Below are 20,186 nucleotides of genomic sequence, written 5' to 3'. Positions count from 1 at the left end.
ATGTCCGGGAGAGTGACCTTCCCCTTTACACTTACGGCGCTGGCGCTGCTGCTGGCAGGCTGCGCGGTTGGCCCCGATTACCAACGGCCGCAACCCGTCACGCCGGGTGCTTTCGGCGAAACCGCCCGGCAGAACGCGCCAGATGTGGCATCGAAGGCGCGTAGTACCGCGCCGGATCCGCGCTGGTGGCGCACGTTTAAATCGCCGCAGCTCGACAGTCTGATCGAGCGCGCCATCGCCGGTAACTTATCGCTACAGCAAACCGTACTGCGTATCGCGGGTGCCCGTGAACAGATAAACCAGGCGGGCGGCGCGTTTTTTCCGGCGGTCAACGGCAATGTGCGCGCCACGCGCCAGCAGCTCGGTCTGGAAGGCGAGCTAAAATCGCATGATGTCTATGGCCAGCTTGATGCGGTCGATCCGCAAATCAGCTCCGCGCTCGGGCCGCTGACGCAGCCGATTAACCTCTATCAGGGCAGCTTTGACGCGCAGTGGGAAATCGACCTGTGGGGCAAAGTGCGCCGTCAGGTGGAAGCCGCAGACGCGCAGCAGAAGGCGGCGATTGAGCAGCGCAACGACGCACTGGTTTCTCTGGAGGCTGAAGTGGCGCGTGCCTGGCTGCAACTGCGCGGCGCGCAGAGCATTCTCGCCACCATGAATCAGCAAATCGCCTCGGCGCAGCAGACGCTGGAGCTGACCGAAAGCCGCCAGCGAAGCGGGCTGTCGCCGCAGCTGGATGTGGAAAACGCCCGCGCCCAGCTTGGTACGCTCCAGGCGCAGCTGCCGCAGTATCAGGCGCAGGAGCGCCAGGCGATGAACGGGCTGGCGGTACTGCTTGGCAAACCGCCGGGCGCGCTCGACGCCGAATTGCAGGCCGCACAGCCGCTGCCGGAGCTGCCGGAAATCGTGCCGGTGGGCATTCCCTCAACGCTCGCGCGCCGCCGCCCGGACGTGCGCGAAGCCGAAGCACGGCTCCACGCCGCGACCGCGCAAATCGGCGTATCCGTGGCGCAGCTCTTCCCGAGCCTGTCGCTCTCGGGCCAGTTCGGGATGCGTAACAGCGAAACCGATTATCTGACCGACTGGAGCAGCCATTTTTACAGCTTTGGCCCGCAGGTTTCGATTCCCATCTTCCAGGGCGGGCGGCTGGTCTCCAGCGTGAAACTGGCCCGCGCGGAGCAGGGCGCGGCGGCGTTGCAGTATCGCCAGACGGTGCTGACGGCGTTGAGCGATGTAGAAAATGCGCTGGTGAGTTATCGCACCGACCAGCAGCGCGAGGCGGGGCTTGAGAAAACCCTGGACGCGCTGCAAACCTCGTTCGATCTGGCGAGCGACAGCTACCGTAAAGGCATCGCCACGTTTATCGACGTGCTCGACGCCCAGCGCCAGCTGGCACAGGCCGAGCAGCAGCGCGCGCAGGCGCGGGTGCAGAGCAGTCTCGATCTGGTCGCGCTCTACAAAGCGCTCGGCGGCGGCTGGGAGCCATACCAGAACGTGCGCCTGCCGGATTACGACGTTTTCGGCCCCGCACCGCGCAGCTAGGGCATTCACCGCCAATAAAAAACCCCGCGGGCAGCGATGCGCGCGGGGTTTTTTTATCGCCTTGCGGCAGATTAGTTCAGACGAACCGGCATACCGGAACGGTTCTGTACCGCCTGCTCAACGACGTTCTGATCGACATCGCTCTGACTGGTGACGGTGGTTACCGCCTTGGTCAGCGTAATCGGCACCAGTTCGTTGTTGTTGATCTGATCTTCGCTGGTAGAGAGCGGGTTATGTACCTCGATGTAACGGCTGCCATCCGGCTCGGTAGTCGCTTTCACCGGCTCGTTGACAAACTGTACGCGGGTGCCGACCGGCACGTTCTCAAACAGGAATTTAATGTCTTCGTTACGCAGACGCACGCAGCCGTGGCTCACGCGCAGGCCGATACCGAAGTTGGCGTTGGTACCGTGGATAGCGTACAAGCGGCCGATGTAGAGCGCGTAGAGGCCCATCGGGTTATCCGGGCCAGCCGGTACCACCGGCGGCAGCGGTTCGCCCGCGGCCGCGTATTCCGCATGCATCTTGGCGGTTGGCGTCCAGGTCGGGTTCGCGCGCTTGCGCTCCACTTTGGTCACCCAGTTGATCGGGGTGTCTTTACCGAGCTGACCGATACCGATCGGCAGCACGATAACGGTGTTGGTGCCTTTCGGGTAGTAATACAGACGCATTTCGGCGCTGTTAATCACAATCCCTTCATGCGGCGTATCCGGCAGGATCAGCTGCTGAGGAATGTTGAGGATGGTGCCGCCTTTCGGCAGATACGGGTCAACGCCCGGGTTGGCTTCCAGCATGTTGGAAAGCCCCATCTGATACTGTGCGGCGAAATCTTCCAGCGGCAGGCTGTTGCCTTCCGGGATCGTCACCACCTGGTTTTCACCCACCAGACGGCTACCGTCGGTCGGCAGAGGATAAGTCACCGCAGAGGCGGATTTACAAAACCCGACGACTGCGAAGGCTGCCACTAAAAGCGTGCGTAATTTCATCTTCATGTTATGCAAATATCGTTGCCAGACCGGCCGTTAGAGTGAACGAAACAATACAGGGAGCGCATTATATGTGCATTCTCCGTAGCAGGGAATTGAGTTGTGTGTTTATTCACATTTTTTTCCCATTCCTGAGTCAGTGTAGTCAGTCCATTGGCGGGGGAAATAAATTCGGAGTTATGGCATAATGCGTTGTTTATCACACATCTTACCCAGGAATTACGCGTGTTAGTTACCAGCAACGTCACCATGCAGTTCGGCAGTAAGCCGCTGTTTGAAAACATTTCCGTCAAGTTTGGCGGCGGCAACCGTTACGGTCTGATTGGCGCCAACGGGAGCGGCAAGTCCACTTTCATGAAAATCCTCGGCGGCGATCTACAGCCGAGCGCGGGCAACGTCTCGCTCGATCCGAACGAACGCATCGGTAAGCTGCGTCAGGATCAGTTCGCGTTTGAACAATATACCGTGCTGGACACCGTAATTATGGGTCACAGCGAGCTGTGGGAAGTGAAGCAGGAACGCGATCGCATCTACAGCCTGCCGGAGATGAGCGAAGAAGACGGCTATAAGGTGGCCGATCTCGAAGTGAAATATGGCGAAATGGACGGCTACAGCGCGGAGTCCCGCGCGGGCGAGCTGCTGCTGGGCGTCGGTATTCCGCTGGAGCAGCACTACGGCCCGATGAGCGAAGTTGCCCCTGGCTGGAAGCTGCGTGTCCTGCTGGCGCAGGCGCTGTTCTCCAACCCGGATATCCTGCTGCTCGACGAACCGACGAACAACCTGGACATCGACACCATTCGCTGGCTGGAGCAGACGCTGAACGATCGCGACAGCACCATGATTATCATTTCGCACGACCGTCACTTCCTGAACATGGTCTGCACCCATATGGCGGATCTCGACTACGGCGAGCTGCGCGTTTATCCGGGCAACTACGACGAATACATGACCGCCGCGACCCAGGCGCGCGAACGCCTGCTGGCGGACAACGCCAAGAAAAAGGCCCAGATCGCCGACCTGCAATCGTTCGTGAGCCGCTTTAGCGCCAACGCCTCGAAATCCCGTCAGGCGACCTCCCGCGCCCGCCAGATTGATAAAATCAAACTGGAAGAGGTGAAAGCCTCCAGCCGCCAGAACCCGTTTATCCGCTTCGAGCAGGATAAAAAGCTGTTCCGCAACGCGCTGGAAGTGGAAGCGATGACCAAAGGCTTCGATAACGGCCCGCTGTTTAAAAACGTCGGCCTGCTGCTGGAAGTGGGCGAGAAGCTGGCGATCCTCGGCGCGAACGGCGTGGGTAAATCCACCATGCTGAAAACGCTGGTGGGCGAACTGCAACCGGATAACGGCACCGTAAAATGGTCCGAGAATGCGCAGATTGGCTACTACGCGCAGGATCACGAGTATGAGTTCGAAAACGATCTGACCGTTTTCGACTGGATGAGCCAGTGGAAGCAGGAAGGCGACGACGAGCAGGCGGTACGCAGCATTCTCGGACGTCTGCTGTTCAGCCAGGATGACATCAAAAAGCCCGCTAAAGTGCTCTCTGGTGGTGAAAAGGGCCGTATGCTGTTCGGCAAGCTGATGATGCAAAAACCGAACATTCTGGTGATGGACGAACCGACCAACCACCTGGATATGGAATCGATCGAATCGCTGAACGCCGCGCTGGAAATGTACCAGGGTACGCTGATTTTCGTCTCCCACGACCGTGAGTTTGTCAGCTCTCTCGCGACCCGCGTGATTGAAATTACCCCAGAACGCGTGGTGGATTTCTCCGGCGGTTACGAAGATTATCTGCGCAGCAAAGGCATCGAATAACGCTTCTCCACATTAAAATAACAACGGGTAGTCAGATGACTACCCGTTTTTTTATGGCCTTACTTTAAACGGTCTTGTGTCGATCAGTAGTCATGCAGATCGTAATACCCTTCGATGCGGCCATGATTCACAAAGCGATCGGTGAAGATCTCATTATCGTCGCTGGAGATTTTAGCGCCGCTATGGTTAGTAACTTTATGGGAACGCAGCGTGATCGTATCGTAAGAATAGAGCGAACCCTCGTTATCCAGCGTATTCACCGCCTCGATCGACAGCCCGTCGCGGCCGTTAATATAGCCGCCGTTTTCATTCACGAACGATTTTGCTGCGTAAATTGCGATTTCATCGCCGGTGGAGATACTGCCTTTGTTAGAGAATGTACTGCTATTGAGGTTAATCGCACCGGTCGCTTTAATTGTGCCGTCGTTGGAGAAATTGTCGGCGGCATTGACAGTAATATCACCCCCACGTGATTCTACGGAGCCGTGGTTATTCACATAGAAATCTTCATCGGCATTCACGGTAATATTGCCGGTTGCTGAGATCGTACCGTTACCCACGTCAAACGTATCACCCTGTAAGTAGACGGTATTACCTTTAAGCGTTCCTTTATCGTTATTCAAATAACCGCTACTCATGCTGACATTATTACCAGCGATGGTGCCGCCGCTATCACACATATCCGCGCTGTTATCGATTTTGTCGGCGACGATATCCAGCTGTCTGGCGCTGAAAATCGCGCCTGCGGTATTGGTTAACGTTTTGGTGTCAATCGTCATATTACCGACAGCTGCCAGTTCGCCATTTTTATTATCCAGATCGTGTGACGCATACGCATCCAGCGCGCCTTGCGCATAGATTTTGCCACGATTGCTAATATCATGGGTTTTGAGCGCCATATCACCTGCGCTGCTGATAAGTCCATCTTTTTCATTTTCCAGCGTGTCGCTGGTGATGGTCAGCGCGTTTTGCGCCTGAATTTCATTCTGGTTATTGATCTTATGCGCTGAGATGGACAGCGTATCTGCGCTGATTTCACCACGGTTGCTGAGCTCATCGGCATTGATAATCATCTGACCACCACCCTTCAGGCGACTGCCATTATCAATATCGCCCGCGCTGACGCTGATATCGTCATGCGCGATAATGCCCTGCCCATTATTATCCAGCGTTTCGCCGTGTGTATTGATATTAATATTGTCAGCGGTGATTAGCCCATTTTTATTATTATCAAGCTTACTGCTGGCGATGGCTAAATCACGTTCGGCCTGAAGCGTGCCGTTGTCGTTATCTACAGCATGCTGATTGGTATCAATGAGCAAATCTTTATTAGCCGAAATGATATTATTGTTTTCCAGTTCGCCATTAATATTGATACTCAGGCTTTCCGCCGCAGTGGAGATAATGCCGTTGTTGCGTACGCCGACGCCATCTTCCGTGCCAATCAGCTCAATCTTATTGGCATACATGCCGCCAAGGCTTGAGACGTCCAGCGCCAGCTCAGGTTTGCCGCTGAACGCTTCGGGTTTGATCGCTTTCGTATCCAGCGTTTTGTAATTCACTTTATTGGTGCCGGTGACGACACGCAGATCGCGCGCGGTGAGCTGTGCGTTAACGACCGCCGAGCGGGAGATAATATCGGTGTAGTCCGTCGCATGATCGTCCATTCCCTTGCCAGTGATCACGATTTTTCCATCAGTAACGTTAAAACCGCTGACTTTGCCATTGGACATCTCAACGCTGCCGGTGACCAGCGTTGAGCGACTGGTATTGATGAAACCGCAACCGTCGCAGGTAATGCCCGATGGGTTGGCGATAATGACGGCCGCTTCTTTACCCGCCACTTCCACCATACCGTTTAACTGGCTGGGGTTAGATGATGCTACTTCGTTTAAAATCACGCTGGCACCACCGCCAGACATATTCGTATTGCCATCGACGTTACCAGCAAGCGTCGTGCTGCTACTGCCTGCGCCGTTATTGAGCACCACACCCGCGCTGTTAACGTCAAACTGTTTGTAATAGTTATGCGAGACACCGCCATCGGACGGCGCGCTGATGTCAACCACCGTCGCGCCATTGCCGGCGACATTAACTGTTGTCGTTGGGGACTTTTGTTGATCAACAACAATCGCGGCATGCGCCTGTGTGACCAGTCCAAGCGCGAGCCAGGTGCTCAGGCACAGGGCGTTGATGCGATATTGCGGTGACAATACTGGCATTTTCATAAATAGTCCTTCATTTTACAGAAAATAAAATAGCCTGCCGCCGTTATTACCGGCAGGCCGGTTTTTTCTCATAAAGAGAAAATCTGAGGGTAATAGTGATACGGCGCGCTGTTTATCCAGCGCGAATATAAGGTGCAATATGATTTTTGCAGACGGGTATCACGTCAGGCTCCTTGTGTCGCTGTTATGCAATCCGGTGCGGAATAACGTTATCAAATGTGGAATATTTTCCGGCATAAAATCATGTATAGCTGTGACCAGGGGGTGCTCGTATGTCCCAGAAAAAGTACCAAAAAAGTATTTGCGGTGACGTTAACAAACAGGATTTATTAAGTCAGATAGTTAATAGCGATGGGTTGGTAGTGGTTAAGTGTTTTCACTTATTAATCAATACGAAACACTATTATATTTTTAGTGTGAATCACTTGCTTTGACTTTCTTGTGGTTAATGCCTTGATTAATAAATAAATAGTAAAAGGCGTGATGCTAAGGTGAACCCTGAAAGAAAGTGCGATTCCGGATGATATATAATGATAAAGAATCACTATTGCTGATGATTAAAATAAAATGTGACTCAATAACACACTTTTTATTCGTCATTATTTCCCCGAATAATTATGCTGCAAAAATAGATTTATTATTCGGTAAGTAATCATGGAATTATTCAGATAAAAAACGCCGCAGCAAAATTGCGGCGGCGTGTTAATAGCAGTGTATTATTCAGGCATTAACGTGCCCAGCGCTGCCCCGGCTTGCCATTAATATAAAGCGTGCGGTGCTCATTGGCAGGGAGCGTAACGTCAATGGCATCCCACGCAGGCTGGTAATCGCCGGTCGTCGAGAATGTGAGATAAATAGCCCCGGCGCTGCATCGCATCTGCCAGTTCACCCACAGCGCGTTGCCCTCGCGGTAGCCCCAGCTTTCACCGTCGTCCTCAAACAGCAGGCCCGAACTCTCACCGTTGCCCGGCACAGGGTAGAGCCTGAGCTCGCGCGCGTCGTCGCGCTGCGCATCTACATGACGCAGGCGTGCGCTAAGCGGCAGACCGGCGCCTGCGCGCACCAGCAGCGGCAGTCGTTCCAGCGGCGCGTCCAGCGTTACCCACTGGCCGCCTGAATACCACTGACCGGTGTGGAAATCGTACCAGCCGTGGTGGTTGGCGGGCAGCCAGAGCGTACGGTTGCGCGCGTCTGGCTCAACCACGCTCGCCACCAGCACGTCGCGGCCCAGCATAAACTCGTCGCACTCGCGAAAGGTCTGCGGGTCGTGTTCGTGATCGAGGAACGTCGGGCGTAGCATCGGCTCGTCATCAGCATGCGCCTGCCACAGCAGCGTGTAGAGATAAGGCAGCAGACGGTAGCGCAGCTCAATGGCGCTTCGAATGGCGGGCGTCACTGCCGGGTACATCCACGGCTCGTTAACGGTATGATCGTCATTCCAAGAGTGAATCGTAAAACGCGGATGCATCACGCCGTTCTGTACCCAGCGCACAAACAGCTCGGCGTCCGGTTTATCGCCGGAGAATCCGCCCACGTCGTGACCGACGTTATACAGCCCCGAGAGGCTCATGCCGAGGCCCATCCGAATGTTGTAGCGCAGCGTCTGCCAGCTGGTGCGGTTATCGCCGCTCCATGTCTGGACGTAGCGCTGCATCCCGGCGCAGCCGGAGCGCGAGATCAGATACGGGCGTTTCTCTGGCGCGAAAGTCTGCTGGGCCTCCATCGAGGCGCGCATCATTAATAAAGGCATCACCGGGCGGATATGTTTAATCGCCACCGGCTCGCCGAAGCCGTGGCAGCGCGCTTCGCCGTCCCAGACTTCATATTCGTTATTGTCGTTCCAGGTGGAATCGATGCCCATCTCCAGCAGCTGCGTGGTGACGCCGTTCTGCCACCAGGCGATGGTCGCCGGGTTAGTGAAATCGAGATGCGAGCCTTCGTCATCCCAGAAGCTGGAGCGTTCCGGCGCGTCGGTTTCGGAATCGCGGATAAACAGCCCCTGCTGCGCGACCTCCTGATAGCGCGGGTGATCCTGCAACAGACAGGGCTTGATATTGGCGGCGAGCTTCAGCCCGGCGTCATGGAACGCCGCGCTCATCGCTTTCGGCTGCGGCACTTTGTCGTAGTTCCAGTTAAAGACGTAGCGCTTGTTATTGATGGAGGTGTACCCCGACGAGAGCTGGAAGGAGTCGCACGGGATCGCGTGTTCTTCACACAGGCGAATAAAGTTCATCAACTGGTTCTGCGCATCCGGCGCGTCGGTGTAATGCATCGTTGAGCCGCTGTAGCCGAGGCTCCATTTCGGGCCGAACAGCGTTTTACCGGTCAGGCGCACAAAGGCTTTGGTGACATCCAGCACGCGCGGGCCGACGAACAGGTAGTAATCGATATCGCCCGCCTCGGCCTGCCAGCGGCGGTAGGGCAGGTGATAGTTGTCTATCTCATTGCCGAGATCGAGCCAGCAACTGCTCAGGTTGTCGTAAAACAGGCCAAAACTCACCTGCTCGCGGCGGGTAATGGTAAACGGAATATGTTTATACAGCGGATCGGTGCTGGCGGCGTTATAGCCCATCGCGTCCAGGTTGCGCATCTCGAAGCGGCGGCCGGTGCGCTCCAGGTCGCCCGCTTTTTCGCCCAGCCCGTAATAGTGGTCATCTTTCTGGCGGCGCTGATAGTGCGCCACGCCGTCGCCATGCGCATTGATAAGATAAGCGCTGGTGGGGCGGTCGCTGGTAAGAAACTGCCACTGGCCGCTATCGTCACGGTAGTGCCACTCCAGCCACAGCGGCTGATGCACCGTTACACGCAGTTTATCGCTGCTGATGACAAGGCGCTCCGGCGTTTCGTCAAGCGTAAAACCGGGCAGGCTAAAGCCGTCGAGACTGTCGCGCGGGCGGCCTTCCCACGGCGTGTCGTTGCCAGGCGCAATGCTCCACGTGCGGTTGAGCGCATACGCGCCGCGGCGTTTCACCGCCACGCGGAACAGACCCGGCTCCAGCACCCAGAGGCAGAGCGTATGGGCATCATCGACGTTCAGCTCGACGTGGTGGTCGTCAGAATGGGTGTATCTCCAGTGTTTGAGGGTTTTCATCAACATCTCCCTATAAAGCGCGCTTGTTGCGGCGCTCGGCAATAAAGGCAACCAGGAACACAGCGCCAATCAGGTCAAAGAACCCCATGGCGACAAACAGCGGGTTGAAGCCGATTTTGTCAGCGGTCACCCCGATAATCAGTGAGAACAGAAAGCTCGCAATCCAGGCGCAGGAGCCGCGCATCCCGTTCACCGTGGCCATCTGGCCGCGATCGAACGATTCCACCACCAGCGCGCTCAGCATGCAGGAGATAATCTGATGCCCGAAGCCGCCGATGGAGATAAGAATGATGGTGATGTACGGGTCTTTGGTAATGGTGACAATCGCGAGAGACACCATGAGGAACGCGCCGGTCACCGAGCTTGCGACTACTGAGTTGATCTGCGTACAGCCAAAGACGCGCACATACAGCTTCGTGAGATAGCCGCTCGCGACAGAGCCTAAATCGGCGGCGAGAAACGGCAGCCAGGCGAACATGGCAATCTGCTTGAGATCCATGCCGTGCTCTTTGGCGAGGTAGAGCGGCACCCAGAAGCTCATCACCGCCCAGGCAGGTTCGGCCATAAATGCCGGGATGGCGATGCCGTAAAAGCGTTTGTTTTTGGCGACGGTTTTCAGCGCGGTGAAGAAAGGCAGGCGCACCGGCGGCGGCTCGTTATCCTGGCGGATGAACGCCAGCTCTTCCTGGCTCAGGCGCGGATGTTTTTCCGGGTTGTGGTAAAAGAGCCACCACAGCGCGACCCAGAGCAGCGCCAGCACGCCGGTAAAGAGAAACGCGCCCTGCCAGCCGAAGGAGATATGCGCGAAGTAAATAATCGGCGGTGCAAGCATCGCGCCGATGGAGAACCCGACGCCCGCCCAGCCTGCGGCGACCGGACGCTCTTTTTTCGGGAACCATTCGCCGAGCGTTTTGGCGTTGGCGGGTGTGGCCGCCGCTTCCGCCGCGCCCATAAAGAAGCGCAAAATAGCCAGATGCAGCCAACTGCCGGCACCGGCGTGGAAAATACACATCAGCGCCCAGATGGAGGCGCAAATCAGAAAGCCAAGCTTTAGGCCAATCACGTCAATCAGCCAGCCGCACAGCGGCTGAAAAAGGGTATAGGCGAGCTGGAACGCGCCGACGATATAAGAGTATTGCTCAGTGGTGATGCCCAGGCTCTCTTTCAGCTCCGGCGCAAGAATGCCGAGGGAGTTACGGGTGATGTAGTTGACGGTCACGCCCATTAAAAACAGCACCAGCACCCACCAGCGCAGATGACGGATGGCGCGGCGGGTGCGGGTTTTCACCGCGCCGACATCCTGATTAATGCTCTGACTCATTGATTCTTCTCCACGGTTAGCCTGACGGGTATAACAACTCGCATTCCGGGCGTGCCGGAAACCACAGCAGAGACCGCTATTTATTTGAATTAACATGCTTTTTGTAGGGTTTGTCATACACGTTTTCGATAAAAGTTGTACGACAACCTGAGAGTAGAGCAGCAACTGGAATGGTAGTAGCCTCTTTTATGCAAGAATTTTCATCAATCGCAGTGATGTGTTAAAAGAAGGCCTGCTGGAACGGATATATCTTTAAAACCAGCTGTGAAAAATTTTTCATTTCACAACCGGAGATGGATCACAAAATGAGTAAAAAGCTCCAGGTCGCCCGGATCGCCGAACAAACGGGGCTGTCGCTCAGCACCGTTTCCCGCGTACTGGCGGGCAAAGCCAACACCAGTGAAAAGGCGCGCCGCCGGGTGCGTGAGTGCGCGAAAGCGCTGGGCGTGCTGGAAGATATGGCGGCAGGCAGGCTGCTGCTGAACAGCCTGGTGGTATTCGCGCCGCGCCGCGCGTTTGATGAGCGGTCCGACATCTTTTATTACCGTGTGATCCAGAGCATCAACAAAGCGCTGGAGCCTCATGAAGTGCGGCTGCGTTACTGCGCGCTGGAGGAAAACGACGCCGACGCCAACCTGTTTCTCGCGCGGATGAACGATCCGCAGACCGAGGCGGCGCTGCTGCTCGGCATCGACGATCCGCACATTCACGATCTGGCGTGTGACGTCGGCAAACCGTGTGTGCTGATCAACTGCCGCGATCGCAAAATGCGCCTGCCGGCGGTCGCGCCAGATCACCGGGCGATTGGCGAAAACGCGGCGCGCTATCTCTTTGAGATGGGCCACCGCGAGGTGCTGAACGTGCTGTGCCTGCGCCGCTATACGATGGAACTGCGTCTGGCGGGCATCCGCGACGCCTGGGAGGCGCAGAATCTGGCGTTTGACGAGACGCGCCATTTGCTGACCGCGCCCGATTTCAGCGCCAGGGGCAGCGAGGCGCTGATCGCACGGTTTCTTGAGGAAACGCCCGCGGCGCGGCTTCCCGGCGCGCTGCTGGTGGGCGGCGATTTTATGGCGGCAGGTGCGGTAAAAGCGTTACAAAACGCCGGGCTGCGGGTGCCGCAGGACATTTCCGTAATGAGCATCGACGCCTTTAACCTGGCGGCGATTGAAGATGTGCCGCTGACGGCGGTGCATGTGCCGCGCGACGCGCTCGGCGAAGAGGCGGTGTTCATGCTGCAACAGCGGCTTATCCGCCCGCAGGCGGCGGTCGGCACGCTGCTTTTGAACGGCACGCTGGACGTACGTGAATCGGTGCGTCGCGTCAGGCCGGGGCGGGGGAGCGCCAGTGTGCAGCGCGACGGCCTGTACGATTAATGCCCGTCGCCGCAGACCTCGCAGCGCGGGTTGCGCGCCAGTTTCATTTCGCGAAACTGCGTGCGCAGCGCGTCATAGATAACCAGCTTTCCGGCGCACGGTTCGCCGTAGCGCGCCAGCACTTTGATGGCTTCCATCGCCTGTAACGAACCAATTACGCCCACCAGTGGGGCCATTACGCCCGCTTCCACGCAGGTCAGCGCGTTTTCGCCAAAAAGACGGCTCAGGCAGCGGTAGCACGGCTCGCCGGGCTGCCACGTAAAGACGCTGATCTGGCCCTCCATGCGGATAGCCGCGCCGGAGACCAGCGGCACCTTATGATGAAAACAGGCGGCGTTAAGCTGATTGCGCGTCGCCACGTTATCGGTGCAGTCGAGCACCAGGTCATGGCGGGCGATAAGCGCCGCGAGCGCGGCGTCATCCAGTTGCGCGTTTACCGTTTCGATAACGCAGTGCGGGTTAATGGCAGCAAGCGCCTCACGCGCCGATTCCACCTTCGGCTGGCCGATAGTGGCGTCGCGGTGCAACACCTGGCGCTGGAGATTGGAGAGCGCGACGGTATCGAAATCAAGCAGCGTCAGCCTGCCGGTGCCCGCCGCCGCTAAATAAGGCGCGGCCGCGCAGCCAAGACCGCCGAGGCCCACCACCAGCACGCTGGCGGCCTTCAGCCGTTCCTGGCCGTCAAAATCGAAATCCCGCAGGATAATTTGCCGGTTATAGCGCAGCATCTCGGCATCGCTTAACGCCTCGGTCATCTCAGCCTCCGAACAGGTGATTAAACAGCTCCACCTCAACCCACTCGCCCGGCTCAACGTTGCCGCGCTCGCGCTCCAGCACGATAAAGCAGTTGCCCTGGGTGAAGGAGCTGAAAATATGCGAGCCCTGATGACCGGTGCTCATCACTTCTGGCATGCCATCTGCGCCGGTGAGCAGCACGCCGCGCTGGAAATCGAGCCGTCCGGGGGATTTTTTCAGCCGCGTCGCCGCCCGCACGCGCAGGCGCGGCGCGAAAATATCTTTCTGGCCGCTCAGTTTCGCAAGCAGCGGGCGCACCAGTTGATAGAACGTGACGGCGGCGGAAACGGGGTTGCCCGGCAGACCGCAGAACCAGCTACTGGAAAGGCGGCCAAAGGCGAACGGTTTACCAGGCTTGATGGCGAGCTTCCAGAAGCCGATTTCGCCAAGCTCTTCCAGCAGCGTTTTGGTGTAGTCCGCTTCGCCGACGGAGACGCCGCCGGAGCTTAACACCAGGTCGGCCTCGCGGTCGGCTTCCAGGAACGCGGCGCGCAGGGCGTCCGGGTCGTCGCGAATAATGCCGAGGTTCACCACGTCACAACCGAGCGCGTCGAGCATCAGGTGTACCGCAAGACGGTTGGTGTCGTAAATCTGGCCTTCCGCCAGCGGCTGGCCGGGGAGCTGGAGTTCATCGCCGGTGGAGAAAATCGCGACGCGCGGCTTGCGCACCACGTCCACTTCCGCAATGCCGAGCGAGGCGAGCAGCGGCAGTTCGGCGGCGCTCAGTTTCTGGCCTGCTTCCATGACCACCGCGCCCTGGCGAATATCTTCGCCGCGACGGCGGATGTGCTGGCCCGCGCGCACGTCAGCGGTAAAGCGCACGCCCGCGTCGCTGGTCTGCGCCTCTTCCTGCATGATGACGGCTTCACAGCCCGGTGGCACCGGCGCGCCGGTCATGATGCGGATAACCGTGCCCGCAGGCCATTCGCCGCTAAACGGCTGGCCTGCGAACGCTTTGCCCGCCACCGGCAGCCACTCGCCGGACGCGAGATCGGCGAGACGCACGGCGTAGCCATCCATCGCGGCGTTATCAAAGCCCGGTACGTCCAGTGGCGAGGTCACGGCGCGCGCCGTCACCCGGCCCATGCTTTTTAACAGCGGCAGCGTTTGCGTCTCACTCAGGGGAACGATGCGGGAGAGCATCTCCTCAAGGGCGGTTTCCAGGGACATCAGTCCGGCGGTCGGTTCCATGTTTCACTCCAGCGCGACAGTCACAAAGCGCCTATTATGACAGAAAGGGCGGTGGGGATGTATGTTTCGCCCGCAGCCGCACCCGCCGGGCTTTACATCACATTTACCTCTTTCTATATTCAAAATTCGTCTGAAAGCGCGGCAACAATAATGATATTTATAGAAAAAACGCAGCCGCCCCAGAATCATTTTGCGAAATGCTTACGCGCCGAACCATCACCAGTGAGGAACCGCAGTGCCTAAAGTTGACGTATTGCCTGAAGAGCAGGTGTTATCGGTTTCTGGCCTGAGCGTGCGTTTTAAAGACGAAAGCGGCACCACCGACGCGGTGCTGCAGCTCTCATTCAGCCTGAAGCGCGGCGAAACGCTGGCGATTGTCGGCGAATCCGGCTCGGGGAAATCGGTCACGGCGCTCTCGCTGATGCGTCTGATTGAACAGGCGGGCGGTGAGATGGAGAGCGGGCCGCTGCTGCTGCGCCGACGCAGCGAACAGGTGATTGACCTGCGCACCTTCAGCCAGAAACAGATGCGCGACGTGCGCGGCGCTGACATGGCGATGATTTTTCAGGAGCCGATGACTTCTCTGAACCCGGTCTTTCCGGTGGGTGAGCAGATCGCCGAATCCATTCGCCTACACCAGGGGTTCGGGCGCGAAAGAGCGATGCGCGAGGCCAAACGGATGCTCGATTTAGTGCGCATCCCGGAGTCGGAAGCAATGCTGGCGCGCTTTCCGCACCAGCTCTCCGGCGGAATGCGCCAGCGCGTAATGATTGCGATGGCGCTCTCGTGCCGCCCGGCGGTGCTGATTGCCGACGAACCCACCACGGCGCTGGACGTCACCATTCAGGCGCAAATCCTGCAGCTTATCCGCGTTTTGCAGCAGGAGATGTCGATGGGCGTGATTTTTATCACCCACGACATGGGCGTGGTCGCCAATATGGCTGACCGGGTGCTGGTGATGTATCAGGGCGAGGCCGTGGAATCCGGCAGCGTCGAGGAGATTTTCCGCCGTCCGGCACACTCGTATACCCGCGCTCTGCTGGCCGCCGTCCCGCGATTAGGCGCGATGAACGGCACCGATCTACCGCGTAAATTCCCGCTTAACCACGCGCCGCGTTCTGATATGGATCCGCCCGACGCCGAGCAGGATACGGTGGTGCCGGACAGTGAGCCGATTCTCCAGGTGCGCGATCTCGTCACGCGCTTTCCGGTGCGCAGCGGCATCTTTAACCGCGTGAAGCGCGAAGTTCACGCGGTAGAGAAAGTGAGTTTTGACCTCTGGCCCGGCGAAACGCTGTCGCTGGTGGGCGAATCGGGCTGCGGTAAATCGACCACCGGGCGCTCGCTGCTGCGGCTTGTTGAGACGCAGGGCGGCTCGATTACCTTTGGCGGCAGGCGCATCGATACGCTCTCCGACAGCGCGATGCAGGCGGTGCGCCGCGATATGCAGTTTATCTTTCAGGATCCTTACGCCTCGCTCGATCCGCGTCTGACGGTGGGCTATTCCATTATGGAGCCGCTGCTGGTGCACCGGCTGCTTGACGGCGAGGCGGCGCGCAAGCGCGTGGCGTGGCTGCTGGAGCGCGTGGGGCTGAAGCCCGAGCACGCGTCGCGTTACCCGCATGAGTTTTCCGGCGGCCAGCGCCAGCGTATCTGCATCGCGCGCGCGCTGGCGCTCAACCCGAAAGTGGTGATCGCCGATGAGTCGGTCTCCGCGCTTGATGTCTCAATTCGCGCGCAAATCATTAATTTGTTACTCGATTTACAGCGCGACTTCGGTATTTCGTTTCTGTTTATCTCACACGATATGGCGGTGGTGGAGCGCATCAGCCACCGCGTGGCGGTGATGTATCTCGGGCAGATTGTCGAGATAGGCCCGCGCCGCGCGGTGTTTGAAAACCCACAACACCCCTACACCCGCAAGCTGATGGCGGCTGTACCGGTGGCCGACCCTGGTCATCCGCGCCGCCAGCCTGTACTCCTTTCCGATGAGATCCCAAGCGCCACGCGCCCGAAAGGCGACGCGCCGTTTGTCGCGCCGCTGGTGCAGGTGGGGCAGGGACATTATGTGGCGCGTCATCCCGTCGGGGCGACGGACCACCATTTTTAATTTTCAGGTACGGCTTTCAGGAGAAGACTATGACACAACACATCGCACGCCGCTGGCTGGTCGCGGCAGGGCTGGCTTCTGTACTGGCCGCCGCACCCGCCTTTGCGCAGAAAGAGATTGTCGTGGCCGTGGGTTCCAGTTTCACCACGCTCGATCCGTATGACGCCAACGACACGCTCTCCCAGCAGGTCGCCAAATCGTTCTATCAGGGGCTGTTTGGCCTCGATAAATCGATGAAAGTGCAGAATGTGCTGGCGGAAAGCTACAGCGTGTCGGATGACGGGCTGGTCTATACCATCAAGCTGCGCAGCGGCGTTAAGTTCCAGGACGGCACCGATTTTAACGCCGCGGCGGTAAAGGTGAACCTCGATCGCGCCAGCAATCCGGATAACCACCTGAAGCGTTATAACCTGTATAAAAACATCGCCAGCACCGAGGCGGTGGACCCGACGACGGTAAAAATCACCCTGAAACAGCCGTTCTCGGCGTTTATCAATATTCTGGCGCACCCGGCGACCGCGATGATCTCTCCGGCGGCGCTGGAGAAATATGGCAAAGATATCGGTTTTCATCCGGTCGGCACCGGGCCATATGAACTGGTGACCTGGAACCCGACCGATTTTGTGAAGGTGAAGAAAAATACCCACTACTGGCAGCCGGGGCTGCCGAAGCTTGACGCCATCACCTGGCGCCCGGTGGTGGACAACAATACGCGCGCCTCGATGCTCCAAACCGGCGAAGCGCAGTTCGCCTTCCCGATCCCTTACGAGCAGGCCGCGCTGCTTGAGAAAAACAGCAAACTGGATCTGGTGGCAACGCCGTCAATCATGCAGCGCTATATCAGCATGAACGTGACCCAGAAGCCGTTCGATAACCCGAAAGTGCGTGAGGCGATTAACTACGCCATTAACCGTCAGGCGCTGGTAAAAGTAGCGTTCGCGGGTTACGCGACGCCTGCCACCGGCGTGGTGCCGCCGACGATTGAGTTCGCGCAGCAGTATCAGCCGTGGCCATACAACCCGGCCAAAGCGCGTGAGTTGCTGAAAGAAGCGGGCTATCCGAACGGCTTTAGCACCACGCTCTGGTCGTCGCATAACCACAGCACCGCCCAGAAGGTGTTGCAGTTTACGCAGCAGCAGCTGGCGCAGGTGGGCATTAAGGCGAAAGTGACGGCGATGGACGCGGGCCAGCGCGCCTCGGAAGTGGAAGGCAAAGGACAGAAAGAGAGCGGCGTGCGGATGTTCTACACCGGCTGGTCGGCGTCGACCGGCGAAGCCGACTGGGCGCTTTCTCCGCTTTTCGCCTCGCAGAACTGGCCGCCGACGCTGTTTAACACGGCGTTTTACAGCAACCCGGCGGTGGATAAAGATCTCGCCGACGCGCTGAAAACCACCGATAAAACCCGCAAGGCCGCGCTCTATAAAGCTGCGCAGGATACGCTGTGGAAGGAATCGCCCTGGGTGCCGCTGGTGGTGGAAAAACTGGTCTCTGCGCACAGCAAATCCCTGACCGGGTTTTACATGATGCCGGATACGGGCTTTAGTTTTGAGGACGCGGATATTAAATAAGCGTCGCCGGAAGGTGGGGGGCGTAAATGGCCGGGAGGTGGGTGCGCTTACGCTTACCCACCCTACATTTACCCTCCCAACCGCGGTAGGGCGGGTAAGCGAAGTGCACCCGCCAGCCCAGGGTTAGCGATGTAAACCGTAGGGCGGGTAAGCGTAGCGCACCCGCCAGCGGCACAGTGCCAATCCTCTAACAGAAGACGCGATCATGAAGGAAAACAGGGTTTCGCATGTTTAGCTACATCATAAAACGCCTGCTGGGGCTTATCCCGACGCTGCTCATCGTGGCGGTGCTGGTGTTTTTGTTTGTTCATCTGCTGCCGGGCGATCCGGCGCGCCTCGTCGCCGGGCCTGAGGCCGACGCCCAGGTCATTGGCATGGTGCGCCACCAGCTCGGGCTTGATCAGCCGCTCTGGCAGCAGTTCTGGCACTACATCAGCAACGTGGTGCGCGGCGATTTCGGCACCTCGCTGGTCTCACGCCGTCCGGTCTCGGAAGAGATAGCCAGCCGCTTTATGCCGACTTTCTGGCTGACGCTCGCCAGCATGAGCTGGGCGATGGTGTTCGGGCTCGCCGCCGGGATCGTCGCGGCGGTCTGGCGCAACCGCTGGCCGGATCGTCTGAGCATGACGCTCGCGGTCTCCGGTATTTCATTCCCCGCCTTCGCGCTCGGTATGCTGCTGATGCATATTTTCTCGGTGCAGCTCGGCTGGTTGCCCACCGTGGGCGCCGATACCTGGCGGCACTATATTCTACCATCGCTGACGCTGGGCGCGGCCGTCGCGGCCGTCATGGCGCGTTTCACCCGCGCCTCCTTCGTGGATGTGCTGGGCGAAGACTATATGCGCACCGCCCGCGCCAAAGGGGTGAGCGAAAAGTGGGTTATCCTGAAACATGGCCTGCGCAACGCCATGATCCCGGTCGTCACCATGATGGGGCTACAGTTCGGCTTTCTGCTGGGCGGCTCTATCGTAGTGGAGAAAGTCTTTAACTGGCCGGGGCTGGGGCGTCTGCTGGTCGATTCCGTGGAGATGCGCGACTACCCGGTCATTCAGGCCGAAGTGCTGCTGTTCTCGCTCGAATTTATTCTTATCAACTTAGTGGTGGATGTGCTCTACGCCGCCATTAACCCGGCTATCAGGTACAAGTAAGGATGCGACTTTTCAACTGGCGCCGACAGGCGATTTTAAACGGCCTGCCCACCGTTCGCCCGCAGCAGACGCGCACGCCGTGGCACGAATTCTGGCATCGCCTGAAGCGCCAGCCGGTCGCGCTGGTGGCGGGCGGCTTTGTGTTGCTGCTCATCGCGCTGGCGCTGTTCGCGCCGTGGATTGCGCCGTTCGACGCCGAAAATTATTTCGATTACGACCGCCTGAATGAAGGGCCGTCGATGGTGCACTGGTTCGGCGTCGATTCGCTGGGGCGCGATATTTTCAGCCGCGTGATCGTCGGCGCGCGGATTTCGCTCGCCGCCGGGGTGTTTGCGGTGCTGACAGGCGCGATTATCGGTACTGTGCTGGGGCTGCTGGCGGGCTTTTACGAAGGCTGGTGGGACCGCGTGATCATGCGCATCTGCGACGTGCTGTTCGCCTTCCCGGGCATTTTGCTCGCCATCGCCGTGGTGGCAGTGATGGGCAGCGGGATGGCGAACGTTATTATCGCCGTGGCGATTTTCAGTATCCCGGCCTTTGCCCGCCTCGTGCGCGGCAATACGCTGGTGCTGAAGCATCAGACCTTTATCGAATCGGCGCGTAGTATCGGGGCGTCTGATGCCACCATTCTGTTCCGGCATATCCTGCCGGGCACGGTGTCGTCGATTGTGGTCTATTTCACCATGCGCATCGGCACGTCGATTATCTCCGCCGCCAGCCTGTCGTTTCTGGGGCTTGGCGCGCAGCCGCCGACGCCGGAGTGGGGGGCGATGTTGAACGAGGCCCGTGCGGATATGGTGATGGCCCCGCACGTGGCGATTTTCCCGAGCCTTGCGATTTTCCTGACGGTGCTGGCATTTAATCTGTTGGGCGACGGGTTGCGCGACGCGCTGGATCCGAAGATTAAGGGGTAGGGCGGGAAGTGGTGGGTGCGCATCGGGATGGCGGGTGCGCACGCTTACCCGCTCTACGGACAGGTTGATTGTTAATGGCGGGTGCGCACGCTTACCCG

The 20,186-nt window shown here is 58.4% G+C and carries 13 protein-coding genes; 7 read left to right on the top strand and 6 right to left on the bottom strand.

Going from position 1 to position 20,186, the window contains the following annotated elements; genetic code table 11:
* A complete protein-coding gene (locus AFK66_RS12735) occupies positions 1-1,542 on the top strand; it encodes an efflux transporter outer membrane subunit (protein WP_007782300.1) in 1,542 nt (513 codons plus the stop codon).
* A gap of 71 nt (positions 1,543-1,613) precedes the next feature.
* On the opposite strand, the gene ldtB is transcribed toward AFK66_RS12735, so the two are convergent.
* Positions 1,614-2,534: a L,D-transpeptidase gene (ldtB, locus tag AFK66_RS12730; protein ID WP_007782302.1), complete on the bottom strand. Its 921-nt coding sequence runs from the start codon at positions 2,532-2,534 to the stop codon at positions 1,614-1,616.
* Positions 2,535-2,753: 219 nt separating this feature from the next.
* Here ldtB and AFK66_RS12725 point away from each other — a divergent pair, with 219 nt between their 5' ends.
* On the top strand, positions 2,754-4,346 hold the full coding sequence (locus AFK66_RS12725; protein ID WP_007782305.1) for an ABC-F family ATPase: 1,593 nt from the start codon (positions 2,754-2,756) through the stop codon (positions 4,344-4,346).
* An 83-nt stretch (positions 4,347-4,429) separates the two neighbouring features.
* Here AFK66_RS12725 and AFK66_RS12720 read toward each other — a convergent pair whose 3' ends face one another.
* From AFK66_RS12720 to AFK66_RS12710, 3 genes are all read right to left on the bottom strand, one after another.
* The gene (locus tag AFK66_RS12720) at positions 4,430-6,574 is read right to left on the bottom strand and encodes a filamentous hemagglutinin N-terminal domain-containing protein (RefSeq protein ID WP_023899093.1); all 2,145 of its coding nucleotides are present in this window, start codon (positions 6,572-6,574) and stop codon (positions 4,430-4,432) included.
* A gap of 727 nt (positions 6,575-7,301) precedes the next feature.
* Positions 7,302-9,665: a glycoside hydrolase family 31 protein gene (locus AFK66_RS12715; protein WP_007782319.1), complete on the bottom strand. Its 2,364-nt coding sequence runs from the start codon at positions 9,663-9,665 to the stop codon at positions 7,302-7,304.
* A 10-nt stretch (positions 9,666-9,675) separates the two neighbouring features.
* Positions 9,676-10,986 carry an MFS transporter gene (locus AFK66_RS12710; protein WP_023899090.1) on the bottom strand — a complete coding sequence of 437 codons (1,311 nt, stop codon included), beginning with the start codon at positions 10,984-10,986 and terminating at the stop codon, positions 9,676-9,678.
* A gap of 305 nt (positions 10,987-11,291) precedes the next feature.
* Here AFK66_RS12710 and AFK66_RS12705 point away from each other — a divergent pair, with 305 nt between their 5' ends.
* The gene (locus tag AFK66_RS12705; RefSeq protein ID WP_032983439.1) at positions 11,292-12,362 is read left to right on the top strand and encodes a LacI family DNA-binding transcriptional regulator; all 1,071 of its coding nucleotides are present in this window, start codon (positions 11,292-11,294) and stop codon (positions 12,360-12,362) included.
* Here the strand turns inward: AFK66_RS12705 and moeB are convergent.
* Together moeB and moeA are read right to left on the bottom strand one after the other, a co-directional pair.
* The gene (gene moeB, locus AFK66_RS12700; RefSeq protein WP_023899088.1) at positions 12,359-13,117 is read right to left on the bottom strand and encodes a molybdopterin-synthase adenylyltransferase MoeB; all 759 of its coding nucleotides are present in this window, start codon (positions 13,115-13,117) and stop codon (positions 12,359-12,361) included. The genes AFK66_RS12705 and moeB overlap by 4 nt on opposite strands.
* A gap of 1 nt (position 13,118) precedes the next feature.
* Entirely contained in the window at positions 13,119-14,348 is a 1,230-nt protein-coding gene (moeA, locus tag AFK66_RS12695) for a molybdopterin molybdotransferase MoeA (RefSeq protein WP_023899086.1), read from the bottom strand.
* A 235-nt stretch (positions 14,349-14,583) separates the two neighbouring features.
* Between moeA and gsiA the strand changes: the two genes are divergently transcribed.
* From gsiA to gsiD, 4 genes are all read left to right on the top strand, one after another.
* Complete coding sequence (gene gsiA / locus AFK66_RS12690; protein WP_007782351.1) at positions 14,584-16,458, top strand: glutathione ABC transporter ATP-binding protein GsiA; 1,875 nt, start codon at positions 14,584-14,586, stop codon at positions 16,456-16,458.
* A gap of 29 nt (positions 16,459-16,487) precedes the next feature.
* A complete protein-coding gene (gsiB, locus tag AFK66_RS12685; RefSeq protein WP_023899084.1) occupies positions 16,488-18,026 on the top strand; it encodes a glutathione ABC transporter substrate-binding protein GsiB in 1,539 nt (512 codons plus the stop codon).
* 227 nt (positions 18,027-18,253) lie between these two features.
* Positions 18,254-19,174, top strand: coding sequence for a glutathione ABC transporter permease GsiC (gene gsiC, locus AFK66_RS12680; RefSeq protein ID WP_007782358.1), 921 nt, complete (start codon positions 18,254-18,256; stop codon positions 19,172-19,174).
* Between the two features lie 2 nt (positions 19,175-19,176).
* The gene (gsiD, locus tag AFK66_RS12675; protein WP_004388437.1) at positions 19,177-20,088 is read left to right on the top strand and encodes a glutathione ABC transporter permease GsiD; all 912 of its coding nucleotides are present in this window, start codon (positions 19,177-19,179) and stop codon (positions 20,086-20,088) included.
* Positions 20,089-20,186 lie beyond the last annotated feature (98 nt).

The organism is Cronobacter malonaticus LMG 23826 (assembly GCF_001277215.2).
GTDB lineage: Bacteria > Pseudomonadota > Gammaproteobacteria > Enterobacterales > Enterobacteriaceae > Cronobacter > Cronobacter malonaticus.
This window is presented reverse-complemented; position numbering and strand designations above follow the sequence as displayed.